Source organism: Serratia sp. TMDUHS_CL (assembly GCF_037137105.1).
In the GTDB taxonomy this organism is placed as follows: Bacteria; Pseudomonadota; Gammaproteobacteria; order Enterobacterales; family Enterobacteriaceae; genus Serratia; species Serratia nevei.
In genome coordinates this window covers 98203-118149 of sequence record NZ_JBBBDV010000012.1, presented here as the reverse complement: position 1 = coordinate 118149, position 19947 = coordinate 98203, and the positions used below count along the sequence as shown (strand labels likewise).

The 19947-nt window shown below is 58.4% G+C and carries 22 protein-coding genes; 17 read left to right on the top strand and 5 right to left on the bottom strand.

Going from position 1 to position 19947, the window contains the following annotated elements; all coding sequences use genetic code 11:
* Nucleotides 1-145 precede the first annotated feature (145 nt).
* Nucleotides 146-853 carry a tetratricopeptide repeat protein gene (locus WCL58_RS20135; protein ID WP_087763667.1) on the top strand — a complete coding sequence of 236 codons (708 nt, stop codon included), beginning with the start codon at nucleotides 146-148 and terminating at the stop codon, nucleotides 851-853.
* Nucleotides 854-885: 32 nt separating this feature from the next.
* Here WCL58_RS20135 and WCL58_RS20130 read toward each other — a convergent pair whose 3' ends face one another.
* Both WCL58_RS20130 and WCL58_RS20125 read right to left on the bottom strand, forming a co-directional pair.
* The gene (locus WCL58_RS20130; protein WP_038878652.1) at nucleotides 886-1533 is read right to left on the bottom strand and encodes a DsbA family protein; all 648 of its coding nucleotides are present in this window, start codon (nucleotides 1531-1533) and stop codon (nucleotides 886-888) included.
* Between the two features lie 68 nt (nucleotides 1534-1601).
* A complete protein-coding gene (locus WCL58_RS20125; protein WP_180547644.1) occupies nucleotides 1602-2486 on the bottom strand; it encodes an MBL fold metallo-hydrolase in 885 nt (294 codons plus the stop codon).
* Nucleotides 2487-2595: 109 nt separating this feature from the next.
* Between WCL58_RS20125 and WCL58_RS20120 the strand changes: the two genes are divergently transcribed.
* Nucleotides 2596-3504: a LysR family transcriptional regulator gene (locus WCL58_RS20120; protein WP_015378928.1), complete on the top strand. Its 909-nt coding sequence runs from the start codon at nucleotides 2596-2598 to the stop codon at nucleotides 3502-3504.
* A 27-nt stretch (nucleotides 3505-3531) separates the two neighbouring features.
* Here WCL58_RS20120 and WCL58_RS20115 read toward each other — a convergent pair whose 3' ends face one another.
* Nucleotides 3532-4455, bottom strand: coding sequence for a LysR family transcriptional regulator (locus tag WCL58_RS20115; protein WP_336851525.1), 924 nt, complete (start codon nucleotides 4453-4455; stop codon nucleotides 3532-3534).
* Nucleotides 4456-4588: 133 nt separating this feature from the next.
* Between WCL58_RS20115 and lysA the strand changes: the two genes are divergently transcribed.
* The 14 genes from lysA to WCL58_RS20045 all read left to right on the top strand — a co-directional run bounded on the left by lysA (nucleotide 4589) and on the right by WCL58_RS20045 (nucleotide 15695).
* Nucleotides 4589-5851: a diaminopimelate decarboxylase gene (gene lysA, locus WCL58_RS20110; protein ID WP_336851524.1), complete on the top strand. Its 1263-nt coding sequence runs from the start codon at nucleotides 4589-4591 to the stop codon at nucleotides 5849-5851.
* A 432-nt stretch (nucleotides 5852-6283) separates the two neighbouring features.
* Nucleotides 6284-7684 (top strand): coproporphyrinogen-III oxidase family protein, encoded by a 1401-nt coding sequence (locus tag WCL58_RS20105; protein ID WP_141960098.1) that lies wholly within the window; start codon nucleotides 6284-6286, stop codon nucleotides 7682-7684.
* 25 nt (nucleotides 7685-7709) lie between these two features.
* Nucleotides 7710-8435, top strand: a complete 726-nt coding sequence (locus WCL58_RS20100) for an SRPBCC family protein (protein WP_141960096.1) — start codon at nucleotides 7710-7712, stop codon at nucleotides 8433-8435.
* Nucleotides 8428-8868 carry a hypothetical protein gene (locus WCL58_RS20095; RefSeq protein ID WP_141960094.1) on the top strand — a complete coding sequence of 147 codons (441 nt, stop codon included), beginning with the start codon at nucleotides 8428-8430 and terminating at the stop codon, nucleotides 8866-8868. The genes WCL58_RS20100 and WCL58_RS20095 overlap by 8 nt, the downstream gene beginning before the upstream one ends.
* A 101-nt stretch (nucleotides 8869-8969) precedes the next feature.
* A complete protein-coding gene (locus tag WCL58_RS20090) occupies nucleotides 8970-9779 on the top strand; it encodes a hypothetical protein (protein ID WP_141960092.1) in 810 nt (269 codons plus the stop codon).
* Complete coding sequence (locus WCL58_RS20085) at nucleotides 9776-10513, top strand: cyclase family protein (RefSeq protein WP_141960090.1); 738 nt, start codon at nucleotides 9776-9778, stop codon at nucleotides 10511-10513. The genes WCL58_RS20090 and WCL58_RS20085 overlap by 4 nt, the downstream gene beginning before the upstream one ends.
* Entirely contained in the window at nucleotides 10510-11658 is a 1149-nt protein-coding gene (locus tag WCL58_RS20080; protein WP_141960088.1) for a hypothetical protein, read from the top strand. The genes WCL58_RS20085 and WCL58_RS20080 overlap by 4 nt, the downstream gene beginning before the upstream one ends.
* Nucleotides 11651-12304, top strand: a complete 654-nt coding sequence (locus WCL58_RS20075) for a hypothetical protein (RefSeq protein WP_141960086.1) — start codon at nucleotides 11651-11653, stop codon at nucleotides 12302-12304. The genes WCL58_RS20080 and WCL58_RS20075 overlap by 8 nt, the downstream gene beginning before the upstream one ends.
* The gene (locus WCL58_RS20070; RefSeq protein WP_141960084.1) at nucleotides 12291-12758 is read left to right on the top strand and encodes a hypothetical protein; all 468 of its coding nucleotides are present in this window, start codon (nucleotides 12291-12293) and stop codon (nucleotides 12756-12758) included. The genes WCL58_RS20075 and WCL58_RS20070 overlap by 14 nt, the downstream gene beginning before the upstream one ends.
* Nucleotides 12755-13171: an EVE domain-containing protein gene (locus WCL58_RS20065; RefSeq protein WP_141960082.1), complete on the top strand. Its 417-nt coding sequence runs from the start codon at nucleotides 12755-12757 to the stop codon at nucleotides 13169-13171. Before WCL58_RS20070 ends, WCL58_RS20065 begins: the two co-directional genes overlap by 4 nt.
* Nucleotides 13168-13551, top strand: a complete 384-nt coding sequence (locus WCL58_RS20060; RefSeq protein ID WP_185741752.1) for a hypothetical protein — start codon at nucleotides 13168-13170, stop codon at nucleotides 13549-13551. The genes WCL58_RS20065 and WCL58_RS20060 overlap by 4 nt, the downstream gene beginning before the upstream one ends.
* Nucleotides 13552-13560: 9 nt before the next feature.
* Nucleotides 13561-14733, top strand: a complete 1173-nt coding sequence (locus WCL58_RS20055; protein WP_141960079.1) for an MFS transporter — start codon at nucleotides 13561-13563, stop codon at nucleotides 14731-14733.
* 35 nt (nucleotides 14734-14768) lie between these two features.
* Complete coding sequence (locus tag WCL58_RS20050) at nucleotides 14769-15215, top strand: hypothetical protein (protein ID WP_230490996.1); 447 nt, start codon at nucleotides 14769-14771, stop codon at nucleotides 15213-15215.
* Between the two features lie 39 nt (nucleotides 15216-15254).
* Nucleotides 15255-15695, top strand: a complete 441-nt coding sequence (locus WCL58_RS20045) for a MarR family winged helix-turn-helix transcriptional regulator (RefSeq protein ID WP_141960075.1) — start codon at nucleotides 15255-15257, stop codon at nucleotides 15693-15695.
* Here WCL58_RS20045 and WCL58_RS20040 read toward each other — a convergent pair.
* Together WCL58_RS20040 and galR are read right to left on the bottom strand one after the other, a co-directional pair.
* Nucleotides 15680-16420 (bottom strand): 4'-phosphopantetheinyl transferase family protein, encoded by a 741-nt coding sequence (locus tag WCL58_RS20040; RefSeq protein ID WP_230491021.1) that lies wholly within the window; start codon nucleotides 16418-16420, stop codon nucleotides 15680-15682. The two genes, WCL58_RS20045 and WCL58_RS20040, sit on opposite strands and share 16 nt — an antisense overlap.
* Before the next feature lie 16 nt (nucleotides 16421-16436).
* On the bottom strand, nucleotides 16437-17450 hold the full coding sequence (galR, locus tag WCL58_RS20035; protein WP_336851523.1) for an HTH-type transcriptional regulator GalR: 1014 nt from the start codon (nucleotides 17448-17450) through the stop codon (nucleotides 16437-16439).
* Nucleotides 17451-17670: 220 nt separating this feature from the next.
* On the opposite strand from galR, the gene WCL58_RS20030 reads away from it, so the two are divergent.
* Nucleotides 17671-19929: a molybdopterin guanine dinucleotide-containing S/N-oxide reductase gene (locus WCL58_RS20030; protein WP_336851522.1), complete on the top strand. Its 2259-nt coding sequence runs from the start codon at nucleotides 17671-17673 to the stop codon at nucleotides 19927-19929.
* The last annotated feature ends 18 nt before the right edge of the window (nucleotides 19930-19947 follow it).

Here is a 19947-nt window from a genome sequence, read left to right as displayed (position 1 = left end):
CGCGACTGTAAGCAGTTTTGACCTCGCTAACCGTTTGAAATAAGGCGGTTGAATCGTCAGCGGTGCGCAGATAGGCGCAATTGCGGCATACACTCCGCCGCCGGGCGGTTATACTGGCGCCGAATTTTTGCAGAAAGGATAAACGATGAAGGCTTGGGTTCCCCTGTTGCTGACCTGCGGCGTCTTCGCCAGCGCCCGGGCCTGGGCGCACATTGACGAGCCGGACATCGCCGCCGATTGTCAAAAGGTGGCGAGCTACGCCGAGCTGGGAAAAAAGGCCTATCAGCGGCAGGATTACGCCAAAGCTGCCGACATCTTTCGCGATCAGGCGGCCTGGAGCGAGTTTTGCGGCCTGAGCGAGCAGGCCGTCGCCACGGCCTACAACAACGTGGCGCTGTCGCTGATGCACGCCGGCGAATTGCTCAAGGCGCAGGCCTATCTGGCGCTGGCGCCGCACGATGACAAATCGCAGCACAACATGAGCCTGTTGCGCCAACGGCTGGCGCAGCGGCCGCAGCCGCAGGGGCCGGGCGGCGTGTATTGGCAATACGCCGGGCGCGGCGTGTGGAGCGAAGTGGTGGTGAGGCCGCAGGGCGAGCGCTGGCTGATCGATTTCTCCGGCTACGCCATGCCGCAGATGGGGCTGTATTACGGCCCGAACATGGGCGACTTCACCGCCGAACTGCCGATCGAGCACGGCAAAGCTGTTTATCATCAGCATGACTCGGAAAGCGCGCAGGTCTGCGACGTCACCTTGGCGTTTGGCGAGCAAACGTTGGAGATGCACACGCGCGGGGATTGCGGGTTCGGTCACAACGTACGGGCTGAAGGGCGGTTCGTGCGGGTCGAATGACCCGCCCCGGCAGCCGGGGCGAGAAAGGTTGGTTACGCCAGCGCGGCGGCGCCCAGCAGGTTTTTCCAGGCTTCTACATTACCCAGATAGTTGCCGGCCGGCAGCAGATGCAGGCGGCCTTCGCTGTCCTGTAGCGCAAAGGTCGGGAAGCCCTGGCCTTGCACTTTGGCCAGCAGCGCCCGGCTTTCCGCGATGTGTTGCGCGGTCGGCGCGCCGCTGCTGAAACGCATTTCGGCGATAAACGCCGCCGAAGGCAACCCCAGCTCTTTCGCCAACGCTTCCAGCACCGGCGTGTCGGCGATGCGCCGGCCTTCCTGATAGTGTGCCTGCTGAATGCGGTGCAGCATGTCCAGCCCGCGTCCCGCCAGCTTTTCCGCCGCCAGGATAGCGGTGATCGGCGGCTCGGAATCCATCACCGCCGTGGTGTCGCGCAGCAGGCCGTTGAAATAGGCTTCGCCAAAAGGCTGGCCCGTCATCTCGGCGATGCGTTTGTCGTGCGGAATGACGTAGTTGCGCCATTCGTCGGTGATTTGGCGGCGGTTGTTACCGGTCATCATGCCGCCGGCGTGCGGCACCACCTTCAGCCCGGGGAGGCTCTGAGCCGCTTTCACCAGCGGCGCGGCGCCGTAGCACCAGCCGCACAGCGGATCGAAAATATAATGCAGAGTGGTTTCGGTCATTTTTACTCCTCGCTTGGCGCGCGGCAGTTCACCGCGGCGCCAGGGCTGGTTCAATCACGCACGGGCGCTTATTGCGGCCACTTCATCTCGCCTTTCAGCACTTTCGCGCTCAGTTCCAGGCTCGACTCGTCTTTCAGCGTCGGGTAGTGTTTTTTCATCGCTTCAATCAGCGCGGCGGAATCCTTGGCTTTCGGCAGCTCAGCTTCCAGCGTGGTCAGGTATTTTTGGGTAAAGTGCACCGATGCCAGCGTTTGCGCTGCACCCGGCAGGAAGTGGCCCGGCACGACGACCTGTGGCTTCAGTGCCTCGATGTTTTTCAGCGTCTGCTGCCAGTGCTGGCGCGATTGTACGCTCTGGTTGTCGGCGATCCACGGATGGATGTTGTCACCGGCGACCGCGACACCGCCCACGACCGCTTTCAGCGCCGGGATCCATACGAAGGTGCGATCCGGGGTCGGGCCGTTCAGGCCTTTCACTTCCACTTTCTGGCCGTCGATGGTGAAGCTGTCGCCCTGCAGCGGCTGCGGCACGATCACGGTTTTCGGCGCGTTGTCTTTCAGGATCGGGCCCCAGTAGGCAACTTTACCGTCTTTGGTCGCATTGATGTCTTTGATGGTGCCAGGCGAAGCGATGATTTTCGCCTCCGGGAAGGCCGCCTTGATCACGTCCAGACCGAAATAGAAATCCGGGTCTGAGTGGCTGATATAAACGGTGGTCAGCTTCTTGCCGGTCGCCTTGATCTTTTTCACCAACTCTTCAGCATCGTTACGCTGGAACTGAGCGTCGATCAGTGCCACTTCGTGTTTGCCGCTGATGATTTCGGAAGACACCGGGAACACGCTTTTCTCGCCCGGGTTATACACTTCCATGGTCAGGGTATCGGCAGCGGTGGCGTAAGTGCTCAGGGTGGCGACGCCGGTGAAGGCCAGAGTTAACAGTGATTTTTTAAACATGGGCAGAGGTCCTTAGGTATCAGTTAATGTTGTAATGATGTTAGGTTGCATAAAGCGATAGAAAAACCGGATAATAAGCAATTATTCGTTGCATAAATCGGACTAATTCATGGATCGCATTACCGCCGCTGAGGTTTTTGTCACCATCGTCGATCGCGGCAGCATGATCGCCGCCGCGGAAACGCTGGAGATGTCGCGCGCGATGGTGACGCGCTACCTGGCGCAGATGGAGCAATGGGCCGGGGCACGTTTACTGCATCGCACTACCCGTAAGCTTAGTCTGACCGACGCCGGTGAGCGTACTTTGGAGCGCTGCCGACAAATGCTGGCGCTGGCGGGGGAGATCGACCTGGTGGAGGAAGGGCAGAGCGATGAGCTGCGCGGCCTGCTGCGCATCACCTGTTCGCAGTCGCTCGGGCAAACGGCGCTGGTGGGGGCCGTCGCTCAGTATCTGAAGCGTCACCCGCAGGTGGCGGTCGATCTGCAGATGAACAACCGGGCGGTGAACCTGGTGGAAGAGCGCATCGATCTGGCGCTGCGCATCACCAACGAGCTGGATCCCAACCTGATCGCCCGCCCGCTGTCCACCTGCGCATCGGTGGTGTGCGCCGCGCCGGCGTATCTGGCGGCGCACGGCACCCCGCGTCAACCGCAGGATCTGGCGTTGCACAACTGCCTGACCTACTCCTATTTCGGCAAAAGCCTGTGGCACTTCGATGCTCAGGGCGTGAAATCGGCGGTGGCGGTCAGCGGCAACCTGAGCGCCAACGAGTCGGTGGTGCTGATGGCCGGCACGGTGCAGGGGGCAGGCATTTCCATGCAGCCCTATTATTCGGCGGCGCCGCTGCTGGCCAGCGGCGAGCTGGTCGAACTGCTGCCGGATTACCGGCCGCAGTCGATGGGCATCTACGGCATCTATACCTCACGCCGCCAGATGCCCGCCACCTTGCGCACCATGCTGGACTTTCTGGTGGAGTGGTTCGCCACCGATCCGCAGTGGCAGGCGACGCTGCGCTGATGCTTCGGCAATATTCCCACGCCGCTTTCAGCGCCTGACGGCGGCGGCCAGCCGGGCGGCAAAGGCGGCGGCCTGCTGATGAAGGTGGTCGATAAAGGCGGTGACCAGCGCCGATGAAGGGCGGTGCAGCGGCCGGATCAGGCTGACGGTGAACGGCACGTCGATGCTGAACGGCCGCACGTGCACACCGTTACCGGCATAGTCGAGCGCCGTCAGCGGGTTGACGATCGACACCCCCACGCCGGCCCTCACCATGGCGCACACCGACGCCGCGCTGTGCGTTTCCATCACCATGCGGCGCTCGACGCCCTGTTCGCCGAACAGCGCATCCAGCAGGTGGCGATAGCTGTCGGTGCTCGACAGGCTGATAAAGTTCTGCCCGGCGAAGTCCTGCGGCGTCAGCCGATCTTTCATCAGCAACGGGTGGCCCGTCGGCAGCACGCAGACTTCGTTCAACGTCATCAACGTCACCCGCTCGGTGCCCGCCGGCGTCAGGGTGGTTTCCGTCAGCCCGAGATCGTGACGCTGGGCAGACAGCCACTCTTCCAGCAGCGGCGACTCTTGCGGGATGACGCTGAAGCTGACTTCCGGGTAACGTTCGATAAAGGGCCGACACACCGCCGGCAGCAGCGATTGAGAAAATACCGGCAGGCACACGATCGACAGCTGCGCCTGCTGAAACTGGCGAATGCCGGCGGCGGCGTTGACGATGCGATCGAGGCCGTAATAGGAGCGCTGCACCTCTTCGAACAACCGTAGGCCCTGCACCGTGGGGGACAAGCGACCGCGCACCCGGTCGAACAGCTGCAGCCGGATCAGCTTCTCAAAGCGCGCCAGCTCGCGGCTGACGGTCGGTTGCGAGGTCTGCAGCAGGGCCGCCGCCTCGGTCAGGTTGCCGGTGGTCATCACCGCCCGAAAAATTTCGATCTGCCGCAAAGAGATGCTGTGCATGGTGAGGCCGCTCGATTAAGGGGAATGCCATATCATAAATGAATAGACTACGGCTAAATAGATATTTTCCACCCGATTCAGCGTGCGGCACTATGGCGTTATCTGCCGTCATTTTCGAATTGGGAATATCGCCATGCCACGCCCGTTGCACGACACCTCCACCGCGTTGAACGCCGCTAACCTGTTGGCCTTGCCGCAACGTTTCGGCTGCCCGGTCTGGGCCTATGATGCGGACATCATCAGCCAGCGCATCGCTCAGCTGCGCCATTTCGATACCGTCCGTTTCGCGCAGAAGGCCTGTTCGAACATTCATATTTTGCGCTTGATGCGCGAGCAGGGCGTGAAGGTGGATTCGGTGTCGCTGGGCGAGATCGAGCGGGCGCTGCGGGCCGGTTTTCAGCCGGGCGGCGAACCGAGCGAGATCGTGTTTACTGCGGACGTGTTGGATCACGCCACGCTGGCGCGCGTCAGCGAATTGAAGATCCCGGTCAACGCCGGTTCCATCGACATGCTGGATCAGCTCGGCCAGGTTTCCGCAGGGCACCCGGTGTGGCTGCGCATTAACCCGGGGTTTGGCCACGGCCATAGCCAGAAAACCAACACCGGCGGCGAGAACAGCAAGCACGGTATCTGGTATGCCGACCTGCCGCAGGCGGTGGAGAAGATCCTCCGCTACGGCCTGAAGCTGATCGGCGTGCACATGCACATCGGTTCCGGCGTCGATTACCAGCATCTGGAACGGGTCTGCGATGCGATGGTGCAGCAGGTGATCGATCTCGGTCATGACATCAGCGCCATTTCCGCCGGCGGCGGCCTGTCTATCCCGTACCAGTACGGCGAAGAGGCGATCGATACCGAACACTATTTCGGGTTGTGGAACCGGGCGCGTGAACGCATCGCCGCGCATCTGGGGCATCCGGTGCAGCTGGAGATCGAACCGGGGCGTTTCCTGATGGCGGAAGCGGGCGTCTTGGTGGCCGAAGTGCGGGCGGTAAAAGACATGGGCAGCCGCCACTTCGTGCTGGTGGACGCCGGTTTTAACGATTTGATGCGCCCGGCAATGTACGGCAGCTATCACCATATTTCGCTGTTGCCGGCCGATGGGCGCGATACCTCGGGGCAACCGCTGCGCGAAACGGTGATCGCCGGGCCGCTGTGCGAATCCGGCGACGTGTTCACCCAGCAGGCGGGCGGCGGCGTGGAAACCCGCGAACTGCCGCCGGTCCAGATCGGCGATTATCTGGTGTTCCACGACACTGGCGCCTACGGCGCATCGATGTCCTCCAACTACAACAGCCGTCCGCTGTTGCCGGAGGTGCTGTTCGAAAACGGCGAACCTCGCCTGATCCGCCGCCGCCAAACCATCGAAGAACTGATCGCGCTGGAGCTTATCTGATAAGCGGGCGGGCGTGCTGCGCCCGCTTTACAGCGTCATGCGGCGGTGCTGGTCGGTTAGGTAATTGCACCTTTAGCGACAGCGTGTCGCCTACGGGATTGCCAGGTTTCATCATAGAGTTATCTCTCTTCATCGACGCCTTCTTGGCATAGATAAATATATTTCGCTATCTATATATTAACCAATGCTTCGTTAAGCATTGGTTAATTATTTCATACCGATTAAACTTTGGCTTTCTTTATGTTTTTTTATCATTAACAAATGCAATTAATCTGTTTGTTTTTCGAGCTCCTTGGTTTTTGTTGAGTGATGAGATTAATAAAACGTTAAATTAGTATCGAAATGGTAAAAGAATTTACTTGATTTTTGTTTTGGCGGATATATTCTTCATACCACAAAAAAGTTAGCCTAAAACAATATGGAGTAAGAGCAATGTACAAAAATCGCTGCTATATGCCATTCATTCTGTACCCACCCGATATGTATGATGTCTCAGATGGCGAGTCTGAGAATAATCTTATTAAATCGCTGTCGCTTGAAAGCGATGGGACTGATTTTGTTATGTATCTTTCAGTCCCTTATTGCCGAGTGTGTTGTAAAGCGTGCCCATACTTTGTTGACCTGCTGCCGATGAATAAAGGAAAGTCGCAAGATTTATTGGACCGCTATGTTGACGCTTTGGTTCTGGATTTGAAGCGCCATGCCGCAACACGTCGCTGGGGCAATGCGCGGTTGAGAGGGGTATACATCGGAGGCGGAACTGGTTCTCTGTTGGAAATTACCCATCTCGATAAAATTCTCACAACGTTAACTCGATACTTTAATTTGGCGAAGGACTGTGAAATTACCCTGGAAGGGAATGCTAAGGATTTCACCAAAGAGAAAGCGGTTTATATTGCTGATTCGATTATTAATCGGATTTCTCTGGGGGCTCAATCTTTCCAACCTGAAGTATTACGCACCGTCGGTTCACCGCATAAAGCGCAGCAGACGATTGACTCCATCCGCATGTTGCAAGATGCCGGATTAGAACATATCCAACTCGATATGATGTATAACATGCCGGGGCATACGCTAGCGCATTGGGAAAAAGATTTTAAAGTACTCCATGAATTGGGTATTAAACATCTGACGACCTATTTGTATCGCATTACTCCGGGCACGCGGCAAGAAGCGTTGATTAAAGCCGGCAAGGTGGCGCCTGTCGCCGATGCGGAAAGCGTGTTGGTCAAGGATATGCAAGCGATGATCGGCCAGTTCGCCGCGGAGGCGGGTATGCGCAACTACATGCACGAACACTACGCGCTGCCGGGTTTTGAATCCAAATACAATCACTGGACGATGAAGGAGTGTGTCGACGCGTTGGGAATCGGCCCAGGGGCATACAGCTTTATAAACCAGCGGCGTACTGGGATTTCGAAGAGCGTGGATCGCTATATCGACGCCGTGCAGAATGGGGACAGCACCTTCACTACTGCCAGCATTCAGCTTACGCCACAGCTAAGTCGTCAGCGTTATATGATTTTCAATCTGCTGTACTATCGAATTGATAAGGCGCATTACCGCAAGGCGTGGGGAACGGAATGCCGGGAGGATTTCAACGCGATTATTAACGGCCTTATTCTGGATGGCTTCATGCAGGATAATGGGGCGGAGCTCTTGCTTACGCTAAAAGGGAAGTCATGGTTGCAAAATATCATGTTGGAATTCTTCGACGATAGCATGTGGGAAAATTCTCAGGCCTTGAGGCAACAGCAAAGCTCTTGGGCTATGAATAATCACATGATCGATATTAGTGCTGCAAAGAAAAGTTTCTGGTTAGACAAAATATAATTAACTGCTCAGGGATTAACTTATCATGTTGCATGATTGTGGTGTTCGGCGTGCCGCTTTGGACGTTACTAATACATTATTTGAATTAGGCGTTATAGACTCTAATAATGACAGTGTGGAAATGGAACAGGATATTCGTCAGGGGCTTGGTCTGGATAGCCAAGAGTTAATGACCCTGGTGGAGATTGTTTCTTCGTTAGGGCTTTCCGCGGCTCCGTTGGATGAGGATAATGTCACAACGCTTGCCGACTTGGTTAACTACCTTGCCGAACATCGGGATCGCTGGCTGCATACCGATGTTCCATTCGTATTGCAAGGCAGCACGATTATATCCCAGGATATAGATACGGTTTTTTCTTATATTCGGGATTATCGGAAGTGGCCGGAGATGTTGGCGCACGTCACTAAAATTGAAGAAGATATGGATGATGGGCGGCTGCAAAGTTTCATTATGCATATTGAGGAGCTGGGCACTAAACAAGATTACTTTGTTAAGTCCTGGCGTTATGTCAATGACGAGCATCGGATCATCGATTTTTCCCAACCGTTGCCGCCCAAAGGATTCCGCAGCCACAAGGGCGGCTGGCGCTTCCAACCACTTGCCGATGGACGTACCCGTTTAATCAGTTATCACGGTTTCTCACTGCATGACGATATTCAGGCGGATGAAGCCATTATTTTGATTAGAAAGCACATTCATGCCGCGCTGAGCACGTGGGCGCGCCTTGGCAACGGTGAGTACAATGTCTGAGCTTTGTCTCAATCTGCTGACCAAACAGCGGGTGCGGCACGGCGTTGAACCGCTGGCGCTCATCTGGTCGCTGGATCATTGGCTCGGCAGCCTGGAACGGGTTTGCGGCATTCAACGGATTGAAGAAAGCGCTGTCAGGCAGCGCTTTATCCTGCATTTCGATGCTGACAGACCTGAGGCGGACCGGGTCGAGGTGGAACGAACACGTACGGATTCTCGGATATCCGTGATTCACCTCATTCCACCACCGGGTATTCAGGCGCTGTCGGCCGATTGGTGGACGGAAGCGGAGTACCCGGGGATTTTGTTCGTCTGCCGGCGCATGCTGATAGATGAAGCGGCGTATACCCCCACGATGGCGCGCAAGATGTTTGGTTTGCTGCGGGAAAATGTCGGCAAATTGATGGAGCGCCCGTCATGCGACAGCGAATAGCAATTGTAGGGGGCGGGGTGACTGCCGGCATGGCCGCGCGCTTGCTCGCCCCTTTGGGCGAAACGACGTTGATTCAGCCGGGAACCCCTCACGCGAGCGGCATGCCTGAAATTGTGCCGCGTCGGCCATTTTTCAGCGCGCTGGGGGAACGCGGGGAAGATGAATGGGTTGCCGCAATGGCACCGTCTCTCACCGAGGTGAGTTGGCGTAAGGGAGCCCGCGTGCGCACAGTTCGGTTGGCCTCTACCGAGGATTTCTTGGTTTACGACAAAACGCGATTGGCGAGGTTACTGCTTGATGGCGCATCGGTGGCGCGCCGGATAACCGGAGAGGTCGGTGAGATCGCCGAATTGCAGGGGTTTGACCGGGTCTTCGATTGTCGCGGAGCCAGAGCGGTGAAAAACGATCCAGCTTATCAGCATCAGGTGGTTCATTCCGCGCGCACGGCTTGCCGTTATCTCGTCGTTTCTGTCTCACCTAAAGGTCATGACGGCGTCATGAGGTTTTGGGCGGAAACGGCGCCTGGTGGCAACAGGCGCACTTTCTTTCGGGTGCCGGTGGGTAGAGGGCGTGTATCGTTGGGGTGCTCTTGTTTCCCGGATGACTTGCTGTCCGATGACGAACTGCATGCGGCGTTAGAACAGCAAGAAGGCGCAAGGGTGTCACCTGAGGCCGTGCTGTTTAGCGGCGCTGCTGTTCCGCAACCACTCGCCATGCATTGCCGCATTCCGCATGTCACCCCGTTGGGCGACGCCGGCGCAACCCCGTGTCCGTTGACTGAATATGGCGTGTTGAAAGCGCTTTCGCAGATTATGGCTTTGGCCGGCGGCGAGTCGCTGCCGGAGGCTGCGCTGCGCCGTACCCCAAATGAAGAAGTCGATCCGCATTTACCGCAGGAGCTGTTTTCATGAAACCTTTCACCTGTATTTCCACGGCGCTCTATCCCGGTAACGGTGAACCTATCTCGATTCAGGTTGATACGTTGGATCACGTTGCCGGCGTAGCTCATCTGTGCCGTGGCTTCGACATCACACCGGAAGATTGGCCGGATGGCTACGGTATTTCTAATGAGATCGTCACGCTTTCGACCCATCAGGGCACGCATATTGATGCGCCACTGCATTACTCGCCAGATGGCTTCGACATCGCGGCGGCAGATATTGATAACTTTATGGGCCAGGCCGTTATTTTCACCGATCGCATCTCTTCGGGGCATGAAGTTGAGCTCGACTGGCGAGAGTATCTGGCGCGTCTCGACCGGTACGCAGGGCAGGCGCGTGCGGTCTTTTTCATTACCGGCGCTTACGAACGCTATGGCGAATCAAGTTATTTCACCGAGTTCAAAGGTGTGCCGGCCCCCTATGTCGAGGCGGCATTGGATCGGGGATACACCCTGATTGGCACCGATGCGTTCAGTCTCGATCCCCCTTTCGCGGTGATGTCGCGCGAATTTGTCGCGACTCGGGATCGTTCGGTCTTATGGCCTGCGCATGTGCTGGGCCGTCAACGTCCGTATTTCCAGATTGAGCGGCTGGCAAACCTCAAGGATTTTGAGGCGGCCCGGTTGGTCGAATTTATCGCATTACCCATCAAACTGCACTGCGGCGCCGCTTGGGCGCGCGCCGTTGCAAGGATTATAGAATGAGCAAGCTGTACATCACCAATGCGGCCGCGCTAAGCCCGCTCGGCGGCAGTTTAAATGAGATTTGGCGGCAGATCTTGCAAGGTACCGTCGCCTACGGCCATGCGCGCTTGCCCGGCCGGCGCGATTTTTTTGTCGCCGAAACGGTGCCAGGCAGTGGTTCTGACATCGTCGCCTACGCTTCGTTGTTTAAAGAGGCGATCCGCCGCCTCGTCGAGCAACTGGAAATTGACGCGCCTGTTGATGCCATCTTCTTCGCCAGCGCAGTTGGCAATCTGGCTGAGGTGGAAAACGATATTTACGCCGACCGGCCGGTTTCTCTTGAGCAGTTGGATTTTTCCTCGATGGAGACGGTATTTGCGGAAACGGCAGCCTATGGTGCCGGGACAAAGTTCGTCTGCGTTCCTACCGGATGCTGCGCGGGATTGCAGGCGATCGGCTTGGCGAAAACCACCATGCCTCGTCTTGGTCTGAAGCGGGCCCTCATCATGTCACTGGATTTCGGCTTGACGCCACTGGCACTGGAGGCGTTCAACAAAATCAATGCGACGCGCACTTATGACTCCGCCATGTCGGGTAGCCCGTCACGCCCATTCTGCCATGACAGGGACGGTTTTTTATTTGCCGATGGCGGCGGCGCGATCTTGGTGACGACAGAGGAACCGACGCCGTCTGTACCGCATATTGCCGGCTATGGCTGCGTATCAAGCGCATACCATATGACCGATATTGCAACCGACGGCAGTTCCATTCGTCAGAGTATTGAACGGGCGATATGGGACGCCGACATCACGGGCGCGGCGCTCGACCATGTGAATCTGCACGCTTCAGGAACCCAGCAAAACGATCAGGCTGAATACCAAGCCCTTGTCGATGTCATTGGCCCAAATCTGCCGCCGATCACCGCTTTTAAAGGGAATCATGGCCATGCGTTAGGTGGCGCCAATATGATCGAGATCGCTTTGGCCTGGAAGATGATGACCACCGGCCTATTGCCTCCCACGGCGGAATCGCTGCCGGTTGATGCCTACGAAGCCGTTCCTCCGCGTGAGCAGGCGGTTTCCGCCCCGATGGCCTCGCTGCTGAAAACGGCCAGCGGCTTTTCGGGTATTCACGCCGCAATGATTATGGAGAACGGCAATGTCTGAGACTTTTAGCTGTGTGGTGCATCACGATGTTGTCGAACTGAGCGAGAGCGCCACTGGAACGGTAACGCATGTTGCGCGAAAGGATTTCGAGGCCCTGATCCCTCGGCGGCAGCGGGGTAAGCTGCCCGCCGCGACGCGCATGGCCGGCGGGGTTTGGCAACACTATCGGCTTGACCAGCGTTTGGCTAGGTTGGATGCCGATCCGAAAGAGACGCCGCTGTTGATCCTCAACCGCTACGCCAATTGGGACTATGTGGCCGACATGATGTGCGACGACGTAGCCGTCACGCTGGAAAGCGTTAACAGCTATGTCGCCACCGCGTGGTTCCCCGCGAGCCTGCAGGGGTATCTGACGATAGAACATGGCAATCGCGCCGAAGCACTCACGTTGGCGACTAAAGACATCGATATGCAGGCCGCCGCGATTGATGGTCTGTTCCTGCGTGACTTGCAGAACAACAAGATCGGAGCGGTCGTGGTGGGGACTTTTGAAGCGATACCTGAAAAAGTCGGTCGTCATGACATTGTCCAGGGCAAACCGGCCGTTTTCGGCGCGTTCAGCATTTTCTCTTCCCAAGACAGTGAAACCGCGATTGTCGCGGCCTTAACCACTCATCAGGAGCTTTATCATCATGACAACCGCTAACGGCAACGCATTCATTTTCAACCACTCCGTCGAAATTCCCGTAACCGCAGCCCCCCATGTGTGGGCCGCCTGGAACGAATTGGCGAATTGGCACCGCTGGGATGCTTCGTTGCGGGGGACTGATGCGGCGGAGAATGGCCTGGTTTTAGGAAAACGCTTCGCGGTGCTACCGAACGGGGGCCCTGGCGCGATCGCGGTTAATGTGACCGCATTGGTTGAGGGTTCGCATTTCACTACGACGGCCAATAGCCCGATGGGATTGCTCTCTTTCGGCCATACGCTGACCCTGAGTGAGGATCGGCAAAGCGTTCAGTTGCTCCATTCAATCTGCGCTATTCCGGGGGAGAACGGGAGCGCATTGCCGCCACCCCTGTTGCAAAAATTGCGCGCCGATGTCATTGACAGCGTGCAGCGTCTCGCTGCTTTCGCCGTCCAGGAGGAGCCGCTGGCATGAAACATTGGATTGCCGTTATATCGCAGGCTCACGCTCGTATTGCCGCTGAGTCGGGATTTCTGCAAGTCTGCCATGGCAAGGCCGGGCCGCTGCGGAAAACCCGCTCCGGCGACGAGGTGTTTATTTATTGCCCCCGCAGCGAGATGGGGGGCGGGGACGTGTTGAAAACCGTCGAGTTTCACTGTGTTTTCCAAAACGACGACGTGTATCAGGTGGAACAGTTTCCCGGTTTCACCCCACACCGTAAAGACGTTGTTTTCAATAGACACTTTCAGCCAGTGGTGCTGAAAGAGGTCGCGGGACTGGAATTCACCGCAGATTCTCACTGGGGAATGTTGGCGCGTCGCGGATTTTTCGAGATCGGGCCTCATGATGCCGCCTTGCTGAGAAAGGCGATGCAGGGGGACAAATGACGGCTTCTTCATCTTCATCCATCGTTGTGGTGTTCGATCAGCTCACTCGGGAGGATTTTTTTCGCCGTCTGGAGTGGCCGGCTTTAGTGCGTGCTTGGTCAAAAACCATCGCCTGGCATCCCCTCTCCGCTCACAAAGTGCTGCTGGAGTTGGCCGGACTGGACGGCATTGATCGCCTGACGATTACCCGTCGGCGGCGTGGCGATCGCATTTTCATCGGTGCGCGCGACAGTAAGGGCGTGCTGCTGCAATCCGGCGTTTGGGAATATGAGCGCGAAAGCGGGTTGTGCGTGTGCTATCGCCGCGTTTATCGGCCTGAACTGGTCACGGTCTTGCGGGAGCGCCTGGCTGATTTTGTGTGTGCAACCTTTATGAAGTGAGAACGTCCGATGTCAAAAAACGCCATTTCAGCCGTGATGATGACGGTGCTTGCTGCCACGGCATTTTCTGCAGGCCTGTCCGAATTTATCGTCATTGGTCTGTTGGGACAAATGGCCGGTGAGCTGGATGCGCCACTGTCGCAGATGGGATTGCTGGTCACCGCCTATGCGGCAGGAATTGCGCTTGGCGCACCGTTGCTGACGCGAATGACGCTATCTTTACACGCGCGTTCTCTGGCCGTCGGCTTGATGTTGCTTTTTGCCGTCGTGAGCGCCGCTTCGGCGATGGCGTCCAGCCTGGCTTCTTTGTTGGCGTTACGTATTGTCGCCGGCGCGATACATGGGGTCTATTTCAGCATCGCCTCCGCCAGTTTATCGATGATCTTCGACGAGCGGCGTGCGCCGATAGCCATCGCCTTGATGTTTTCCGGTCTGACGCTGGCGATGGTGCTGGGCGTCCCCTTAGGGATGCTGGCGACGGCGGATTATGGTTGGCAGGCGCCGTTCCAGGCGATAGCGGTGGTGGCATGTGTGAGCGGCGGTTTGTTGCAGTTCGTTTTGCCGGAAAGTTTTGGGCCGGCGCTGCCGGTACCCCGAGGTAGCGCGCTGCTGCGAAGCACGCTGTTCAATCCGGCGTTAATCCGACCGTACTGTTTCACCGTATTGGCATTTGGCGGCGGTTTTGTCTTTTTCTCGTATGTCGAACCTTGGCTTGCTCATGTGGCCGCATTGGATGTCGGCTCGGTCGCGCTCGTTCTGGCGATGGTCGGAGGCGGCTCTTTAGTGGGCAACATCCTTGGGGGCGTACTGCCGGGTCAGCTCGGTTTGCAGAGGGCGCTGATTATCGCCGTGTTGCTGCAGTGTGTCGGGTTGGCCGGGCTCTTTTGGAGCGCCGGCTCATTCAACCCCATCGTTTTCTTATTGCTCTGGAGTTTTGGCGCGTTCGCGACGGCACCAATGGTGCAGACCTGGGCGATTGTCGAGGCGGAGCAAGCCAATGCGCGTTTATCGGCTAGCTTTAATGTTTCGGCGTTTAATCTTGGGCTCGCTCTCAGTTCTTTTATCGCCACACGCCAGGTGGCGCTGAACGGCATGGCGTATCTACCGGTGACGGCTGCGCTGATGGTTGCATTGGCGCTGCCATTCTGTTTTCTCCGTACGCGCGGCGTGCCGGCGAAATGAGGCTTTTTTAACGTTTAACAGCAAGGAGTATGGATATGTTCACATGGACTTACAGCGAAAAAGTGGCAACCCGGGCAACGCCGGAGCAGATTTGGGCGATGTGGCAAGACGCCGCCTCTTGGCCCTGTTGGGACAGTGAGCTGGAGTGGGTGAGGTTGGAAGGAGAGTTCATTGTTGGCACCGTTGGCCGGATGAAACCCACCAGCGGCCCGGAGGTGAAATTCCTCCTCAGCGATATTGTGCCTCTGCGATCTTTCTCTGATGTGGCGCAGTTACCCCTGACGCGCCTGGCGTTCGATCATGAGTATATTTCCCCTCAGGGGAAGGACGAGACAGCGCAAATCTGCCACTCGGTGACCATGTCGGGCCTGTTGGCGCCCGTGTTTGGGCGTCTGATTGGCGGGAAGATAAAAACCCATTTGCGGCAGGCGATGCAGGAACTGAGTCAGCGGGCGTTAACCGAGGATAAGACATTGAGGTAAACTCTCCCTCTAATTTTAAGATTTAAAGGGAGATAAGACATGATGACCGAAGATGATGCAAGGCCGACATTCTCACACCGTTCGCCGATGGAAAGCCCTGGTTTCAGATTCTGGCAAACGTTCTTGCAGTGGCAAAGGCAGATTGATATTGCCCTGGCTCCCTATCATCTGACGCAGCAGAGCTTCAGCATTCTGGCGGTGATTGGCTGGTTGTCAAAGCAGAATTATCAGGCGACGCAGGATGGCACGGTCAGGCAAAAAATGATCGTTGAGAAATCCGGTGTGCAGAAGATGCAGATCTCTCTGTTATTACGCAAGTTGGAACAGGGGCAGCTGATCACGGTGCAGCCTTTTTTACTGGATCGGCGAGAGCGGTTGATAACCTTGACGCCGCACGGATTGCGAACGTTGAAAGAGGCTGTGCCGTTGGTGGAAAAGGAAGACAAGCGGTTTTTAGCCAAAGTTCATATTGAAGACTGACATAACCAGGTCAGCATGAAATCGTTCATCTGAGCATAGCTGAGTTCGAAACATTGGCCGCTGTCCAAACCGGGGCCTAAATTTCGGGTCAGCTTGAGAGACAGAACGCCGTGCTGCGGTGGGGCCGGGGCTTCTGCGGCAGCATAGCCTGGGTTGACGTTCATTTTACTGCAAAGGGCTTTGAACAGCGTTTCCTTCGCGGAGAACAGCACGGTTGCGCCGAGCTGTTGCTGCGAAGCCGCCAGGTCATGCAGCCAGCGTTGCTCTGCCTGTGTCGCCACCCGGTTGATGACCGATTGCAGAGCGATCGGTGTTAACCGGCGTTCGATATCCACCCCCGTGTATGCCCCTTCCGGGCCCGCCAGCAGTAAAATATTGTCTGACGAATGCGAGAGTGAGCCGCTGACGCCGCTCGGCAAGTGCGGCGCGCCGGATGGCATTCGGCCTGGCGGTGTCTGTAGACCGAATGCCAGCATCATCAGGTTTCGCCCAGCCCAATATTCTGCCTGGCGCTTGATCGGCCTCTTTTCTAATCCGGCGAGACGCAACGCCTCTTGCGTTTGAGCCGGGCGAAAGGAAAAGCGTCGCGGATCATACCGCGCATGCCACATGACGAGCTCAGGTGCCGGTTCGGCGTATCGAACCGTGCGGAGGATCGAACCGTCCTGAAGCGGTGTTTCGAACCAAAACAGCGTTTCTGCGGAGGAACGGCCGTCGGTTTCCATCACGTTTAATCGCCTGCTAGTCGTGCGCGTTGTTGAGGGTGGCGACCGAGTGGCGGCGCACCAGCGTCGGGCTGAACATGTTGGTGATTTCCGGCAGCGGTTGCCGGTTGGCCAGCGCCAGGGCCAGCTCTGCCGCCTGGGTGGCCATCGCTACGATCGGGTAGCGAATGGTGGTCAGGCGCGGCCGCAGGTAGCGCGAAATCAGCACGTCGTCGAAACCGATCAGCGAAATTTCCCCCGGTACGTCGACGCTGTTGTCGCTCAGCACCGACAGCGCGCCGGCGGCCATCGGATCGTTGTAGCAGGTAACGGCGGAGAACGAACGGCCGCGGCCGAGCAATTCAGTCATCGCCTGTTCGCCGCCGATCTCGTCCGGCTCGCCGTAGGCGATCAGCTTTTCATCCACCGCAATGCCGTGCTCCTGCAGCGCGTCGAGATAGCCCTGCAGGCGATCGGTGGCGTCGGAAATCTGGTGGGTGGAGCAGATGATGGCGATGCGCTGATGCCCTTGCTGGATCAGATGCCGGGTCGCCAGCCAGGCGCCGTAGCGATCGTCGAGCGCCACGCAGCGCGTTTCAAAACCCGGCAGCGTGCGGTTGATCAGCACCATGCCCGGGATCTGTTGCATCCAGCCGCAAAGTTCCCGATCGCTCAGTCTCTTGGCGTGCACCACCAGCGCTTCGCAGCGGTGCCGCACCAGCTGTTCAATCGCCTGACGCTCTTTTTCGGCGTCGTGGTAACCGTTGCCAATCAGCAGAAAATTGTGGGTGGCGTAGGCCACCTGCTCGACCGCTTTGACCATCGCGCCGAAGAAGGGGTCGGAAACGTCGGAGACGATCAGGCCCAGCGTCTCGGTGGATTGCTGCGCCAGCGCCCGAGCGTTGGCGTTAGGGTGATACTGCAGCTGTTCCATGGCGGCCAGCACTGCGGTGCGCGACCCTTCGCTGGCCTTGGGGGAATTATTTATCACGCGGGATACCGTGGCCACGGAAACACCCGCCAGCCTGGCAACATCCTTTATCGTAGCCATATCAGTCAACACATCCTGGGTAATCGCTTACATCCCTCAGTTTTGCGGAAAAAAACCGGGGCTGCAAGCGGTCTCGTGCGCAACTTGTGGCGGCCGTTGCAGAATCTCTTCGAGTCTGTACGCATAACCATCGGCTGCCGAACGATAGCGCAATTTGTACGTTGGCTCTGGCGGCGGGCTGAGGTAACGTCTGTGCATTCCGATTTGCGCCGAGAACGCCATGTCCATTAAACGCTATCCGCAGCTCGCCCATTGGGGCGCTTATACCGCCGTGGTTGAAGACGGCCGGCTTATCCGCTGTGAACCCTTCGCCGACGATCCCGATCCTTCGCCGTTGCTCGATTCCATCGCACCGATGGTTTACTCCGACAAACGTATCCGCAAGCCGGCGGTGCGCCGCTCGTGGCTGCAAAAGCGCGAGGGCAGCGACCGCACGCTGCGCGGCAGGGAAGACTTCGTCGAGGTGGACTGGGAGCTGGCGCTCGATTTGGTGGCGCAGGAGAACCGCCGGGTGCGCGATCGCTACGGTGCCTCCGGGCTGTTTACCGGCTCTTATGGCTGGTCGTCGGCCGGGCGTTTGCATCATGCGCGTTCGCTGGTACGGCGGTTCTATTTCAGCGGCGGCGGCGGGGTCGATCAGCAGGGCAACTACAGCTGGGGCGCGGCGCAGTTTTTCCTGCCGTATGTGATCGGCACTTTCTCGCCGTTGACCGGGCGCGTCACCAGCTGGCCGAGCGTGGTGGAGCATTGCGAGCTGTTTGTGGCGTTTGGCGGGCTGGCGCTGAAAAACGCCCAGGTCTCTTCCGGCGGCGCGGCGGAGCATGCGCTCAAGCCCTGGCTGCAAAAGCTGGCGCAGAAGGGCACGCCGGTTGTCAACATCAGCCCGATGCGCGACGACTGCCCCGGGTTCGTCAACGCGGAGTGGATCCCGATCCGGCCGAATACCGACGTGGCGCTGATGCTGGCGCTGGCTTACGAAATCCAGCAGTTGGGTGCGCAGGACGAAGCCTTCCTGCACAGCCACTGCGTAGGCTATCAACAGCTGGCGGATTACCTGAACGGCGTGAGCGACGGCGTGGCGAAAACGCCGGCCTGGGCCAGCGCCATTACCGGCATTCCGGCGGCGCGCATCGCGCGGCTGGCGCGGCAGCTGATCGGCGTGCGCAGTTTTATCACCTGTTCCTACTCCGTGCAGCGCGCGCACCGCGGCGAGCAGCCGTATTGGATGATGATCGCGCTGTCGGCGATGCTGGGCCAGGTGGGGCTGCCGGGTGGCGGCTTTTCCTTCGGCCACGGATCGATGAACGGCGTCGGTAACCCGCGCGTGGACACCCCCGCGCCGACCATGCCGGTAGGGGATAACCCGGCCGGGCTGGCGATCCCGGTGGCGCGCATCTGCGACATGCTGCTGCACCCCGGCGAAGCCTATCAATTTTGCGGCGAGACGCGCCAGTACCCGGATATCCACCTGGTGCACTGGGCCGGCGGCAACCCGTTCCATCATCATCAGCAGCTGAACCGGCTGGTGGAAGGCTGGCAGAAGCCGGATACGGTGATCGTACAAGATATCTGGTGGACGGCGGCGGCCAAAATGGCGGATATCGTGTTGCCGGTCACCAGCTCGCTGGAGCGCAACGATATTGGCGGCTCCTCGCGCGATCGCTACGTGCTGGCGATGCATCAGGCGATTGCGCCGCAGCATCAGGCGCGCAACGATTTTGATATCTTCGCCGATCTGGCGGAGCGCCTGGGTTATCGCGAACGCTTTACCGAAAACCGCGACGAGCGGGCCTGGATCGAAGAGATCTATCGGCAATGCGGCGTGGCGCAGCGGCGTGCCGGCGTCGCCTGGCCCGGGTTTGAGGATTTTTGGCGCCGGGGCTATGCCGAACTGCCCGCGCCGGCCAAGGAGTTCGTCTTTTTTGACGCGTTCCGCGCCGATCCCCAGGCTAGTCCGCTGCAGACGCCCAGCGGCAAGATCGAACTGTTCAGCGAGCGGATCGCCGGTTACCGCTACGAGGATTTCGCGCCGCATCCACAGTGGCGGCCGCCGGTGGAGTGGCTGGGCGCGCCGCAGGCCAAAACCTGGCCGCTGCATCTGATCTCCATCCAGCCGAGCGATCGTCTGCACAGCCAGATGGATCCGGCGCCGCTGGCGCAGGGCAATAAGACCGCCGGGCGCGAAACCCTGTATATGCATCCGGAGGACGCGGCGCAGCGCGGCGTGGCAGAGGGTAGCGAAGTGCTGGTCAGTAATGCGCGCGGCAGCTGCCTGGCGGGGGCGTCCCTCACCGACGGCGTGACGCGCGGCGTGGTGTTGATGGCGACCGGCGCCTGGTTCGAGCCGGGTTACGACGCGCAGCGCCGGCCGGTCGAACAGGCGGGCAACCCGAATGTGCTGACGCTGGATATCGGCACCTCATCGTTGACGCAGGGGCCGAACGCCATGAGCTGCCTGGTGGAGGTCAGCGCGCGATGAATGACGATTTCACGTCGG

Bases quoted from the DNA above. Each gene is read 5' to 3' on its own strand.
- WCL58_RS20100 (WP_141960096.1), top strand. From the start codon at position 7,710: ATGTTGCATGATTGTGGTGTTCGGCGTGCCGCTTTGGACGTTACTAAT.
- WCL58_RS20055 (WP_141960079.1), top strand. From the start codon at position 13,561: ATGTCAAAAAACGCCATTTCAGCCGTGATGATGACGGTGCTTGCTGCC.
- WCL58_RS20060 (WP_185741752.1), top strand. From the start codon at position 13,168: ATGACGGCTTCTTCATCTTCATCCATCGTTGTGGTGTTCGATCAGCTC.
- lysA (WP_336851524.1), top strand. From the start codon at position 4,589: ATGCCACGCCCGTTGCACGACACCTCCACCGCGTTGAACGCCGCTAAC.
- WCL58_RS20090 (WP_141960092.1), top strand. From the start codon at position 8,970: ATGCCTGAAATTGTGCCGCGTCGGCCATTTTTCAGCGCGCTGGGGGAA.
- WCL58_RS20030 (WP_336851522.1), top strand. From the start codon at position 17,671: ATGTCCATTAAACGCTATCCGCAGCTCGCCCATTGGGGCGCTTATACC.
- WCL58_RS20065 (WP_141960082.1), top strand. From the start codon at position 12,755: ATGAAACATTGGATTGCCGTTATATCGCAGGCTCACGCTCGTATTGCC.
- WCL58_RS20135 (WP_087763667.1), top strand. From the start codon at position 146: ATGAAGGCTTGGGTTCCCCTGTTGCTGACCTGCGGCGTCTTCGCCAGC.
- WCL58_RS20050 (WP_230490996.1), top strand. From the start codon at position 14,769: ATGTTCACATGGACTTACAGCGAAAAAGTGGCAACCCGGGCAACGCCG.
- WCL58_RS20125 (WP_180547644.1), bottom strand. From the start codon at position 2,486: ATGTTTAAAAAATCACTGTTAACTCTGGCCTTCACCGGCGTCGCCACC.
- WCL58_RS20105 (WP_141960098.1), top strand. From the start codon at position 6,284: ATGTACAAAAATCGCTGCTATATGCCATTCATTCTGTACCCACCCGAT.
- WCL58_RS20075 (WP_141960086.1), top strand. From the start codon at position 11,651: ATGTCTGAGACTTTTAGCTGTGTGGTGCATCACGATGTTGTCGAACTG.
- WCL58_RS20070 (WP_141960084.1), top strand. From the start codon at position 12,291: ATGACAACCGCTAACGGCAACGCATTCATTTTCAACCACTCCGTCGAA.
- WCL58_RS20085 (WP_141960090.1), top strand. From the start codon at position 9,776: ATGAAACCTTTCACCTGTATTTCCACGGCGCTCTATCCCGGTAACGGT.
- WCL58_RS20040 (WP_230491021.1), bottom strand. From the start codon at position 16,420: ATGGAAACCGACGGCCGTTCCTCCGCAGAAACGCTGTTTTGGTTCGAA.
- galR (WP_336851523.1), bottom strand. From the start codon at position 17,450: ATGGCTACGATAAAGGATGTTGCCAGGCTGGCGGGTGTTTCCGTGGCC.
- WCL58_RS20080 (WP_141960088.1), top strand. From the start codon at position 10,510: ATGAGCAAGCTGTACATCACCAATGCGGCCGCGCTAAGCCCGCTCGGC.
- WCL58_RS20130 (WP_038878652.1), bottom strand. From the start codon at position 1,533: ATGACCGAAACCACTCTGCATTATATTTTCGATCCGCTGTGCGGCTGG.
- WCL58_RS20115 (WP_336851525.1), bottom strand. From the start codon at position 4,455: ATGCACAGCATCTCTTTGCGGCAGATCGAAATTTTTCGGGCGGTGATG.
- WCL58_RS20095 (WP_141960094.1), top strand. From the start codon at position 8,428: ATGTCTGAGCTTTGTCTCAATCTGCTGACCAAACAGCGGGTGCGGCAC.
- WCL58_RS20120 (WP_015378928.1), top strand. From the start codon at position 2,596: ATGGATCGCATTACCGCCGCTGAGGTTTTTGTCACCATCGTCGATCGC.
- WCL58_RS20045 (WP_141960075.1), top strand. From the start codon at position 15,255: ATGATGACCGAAGATGATGCAAGGCCGACATTCTCACACCGTTCGCCG.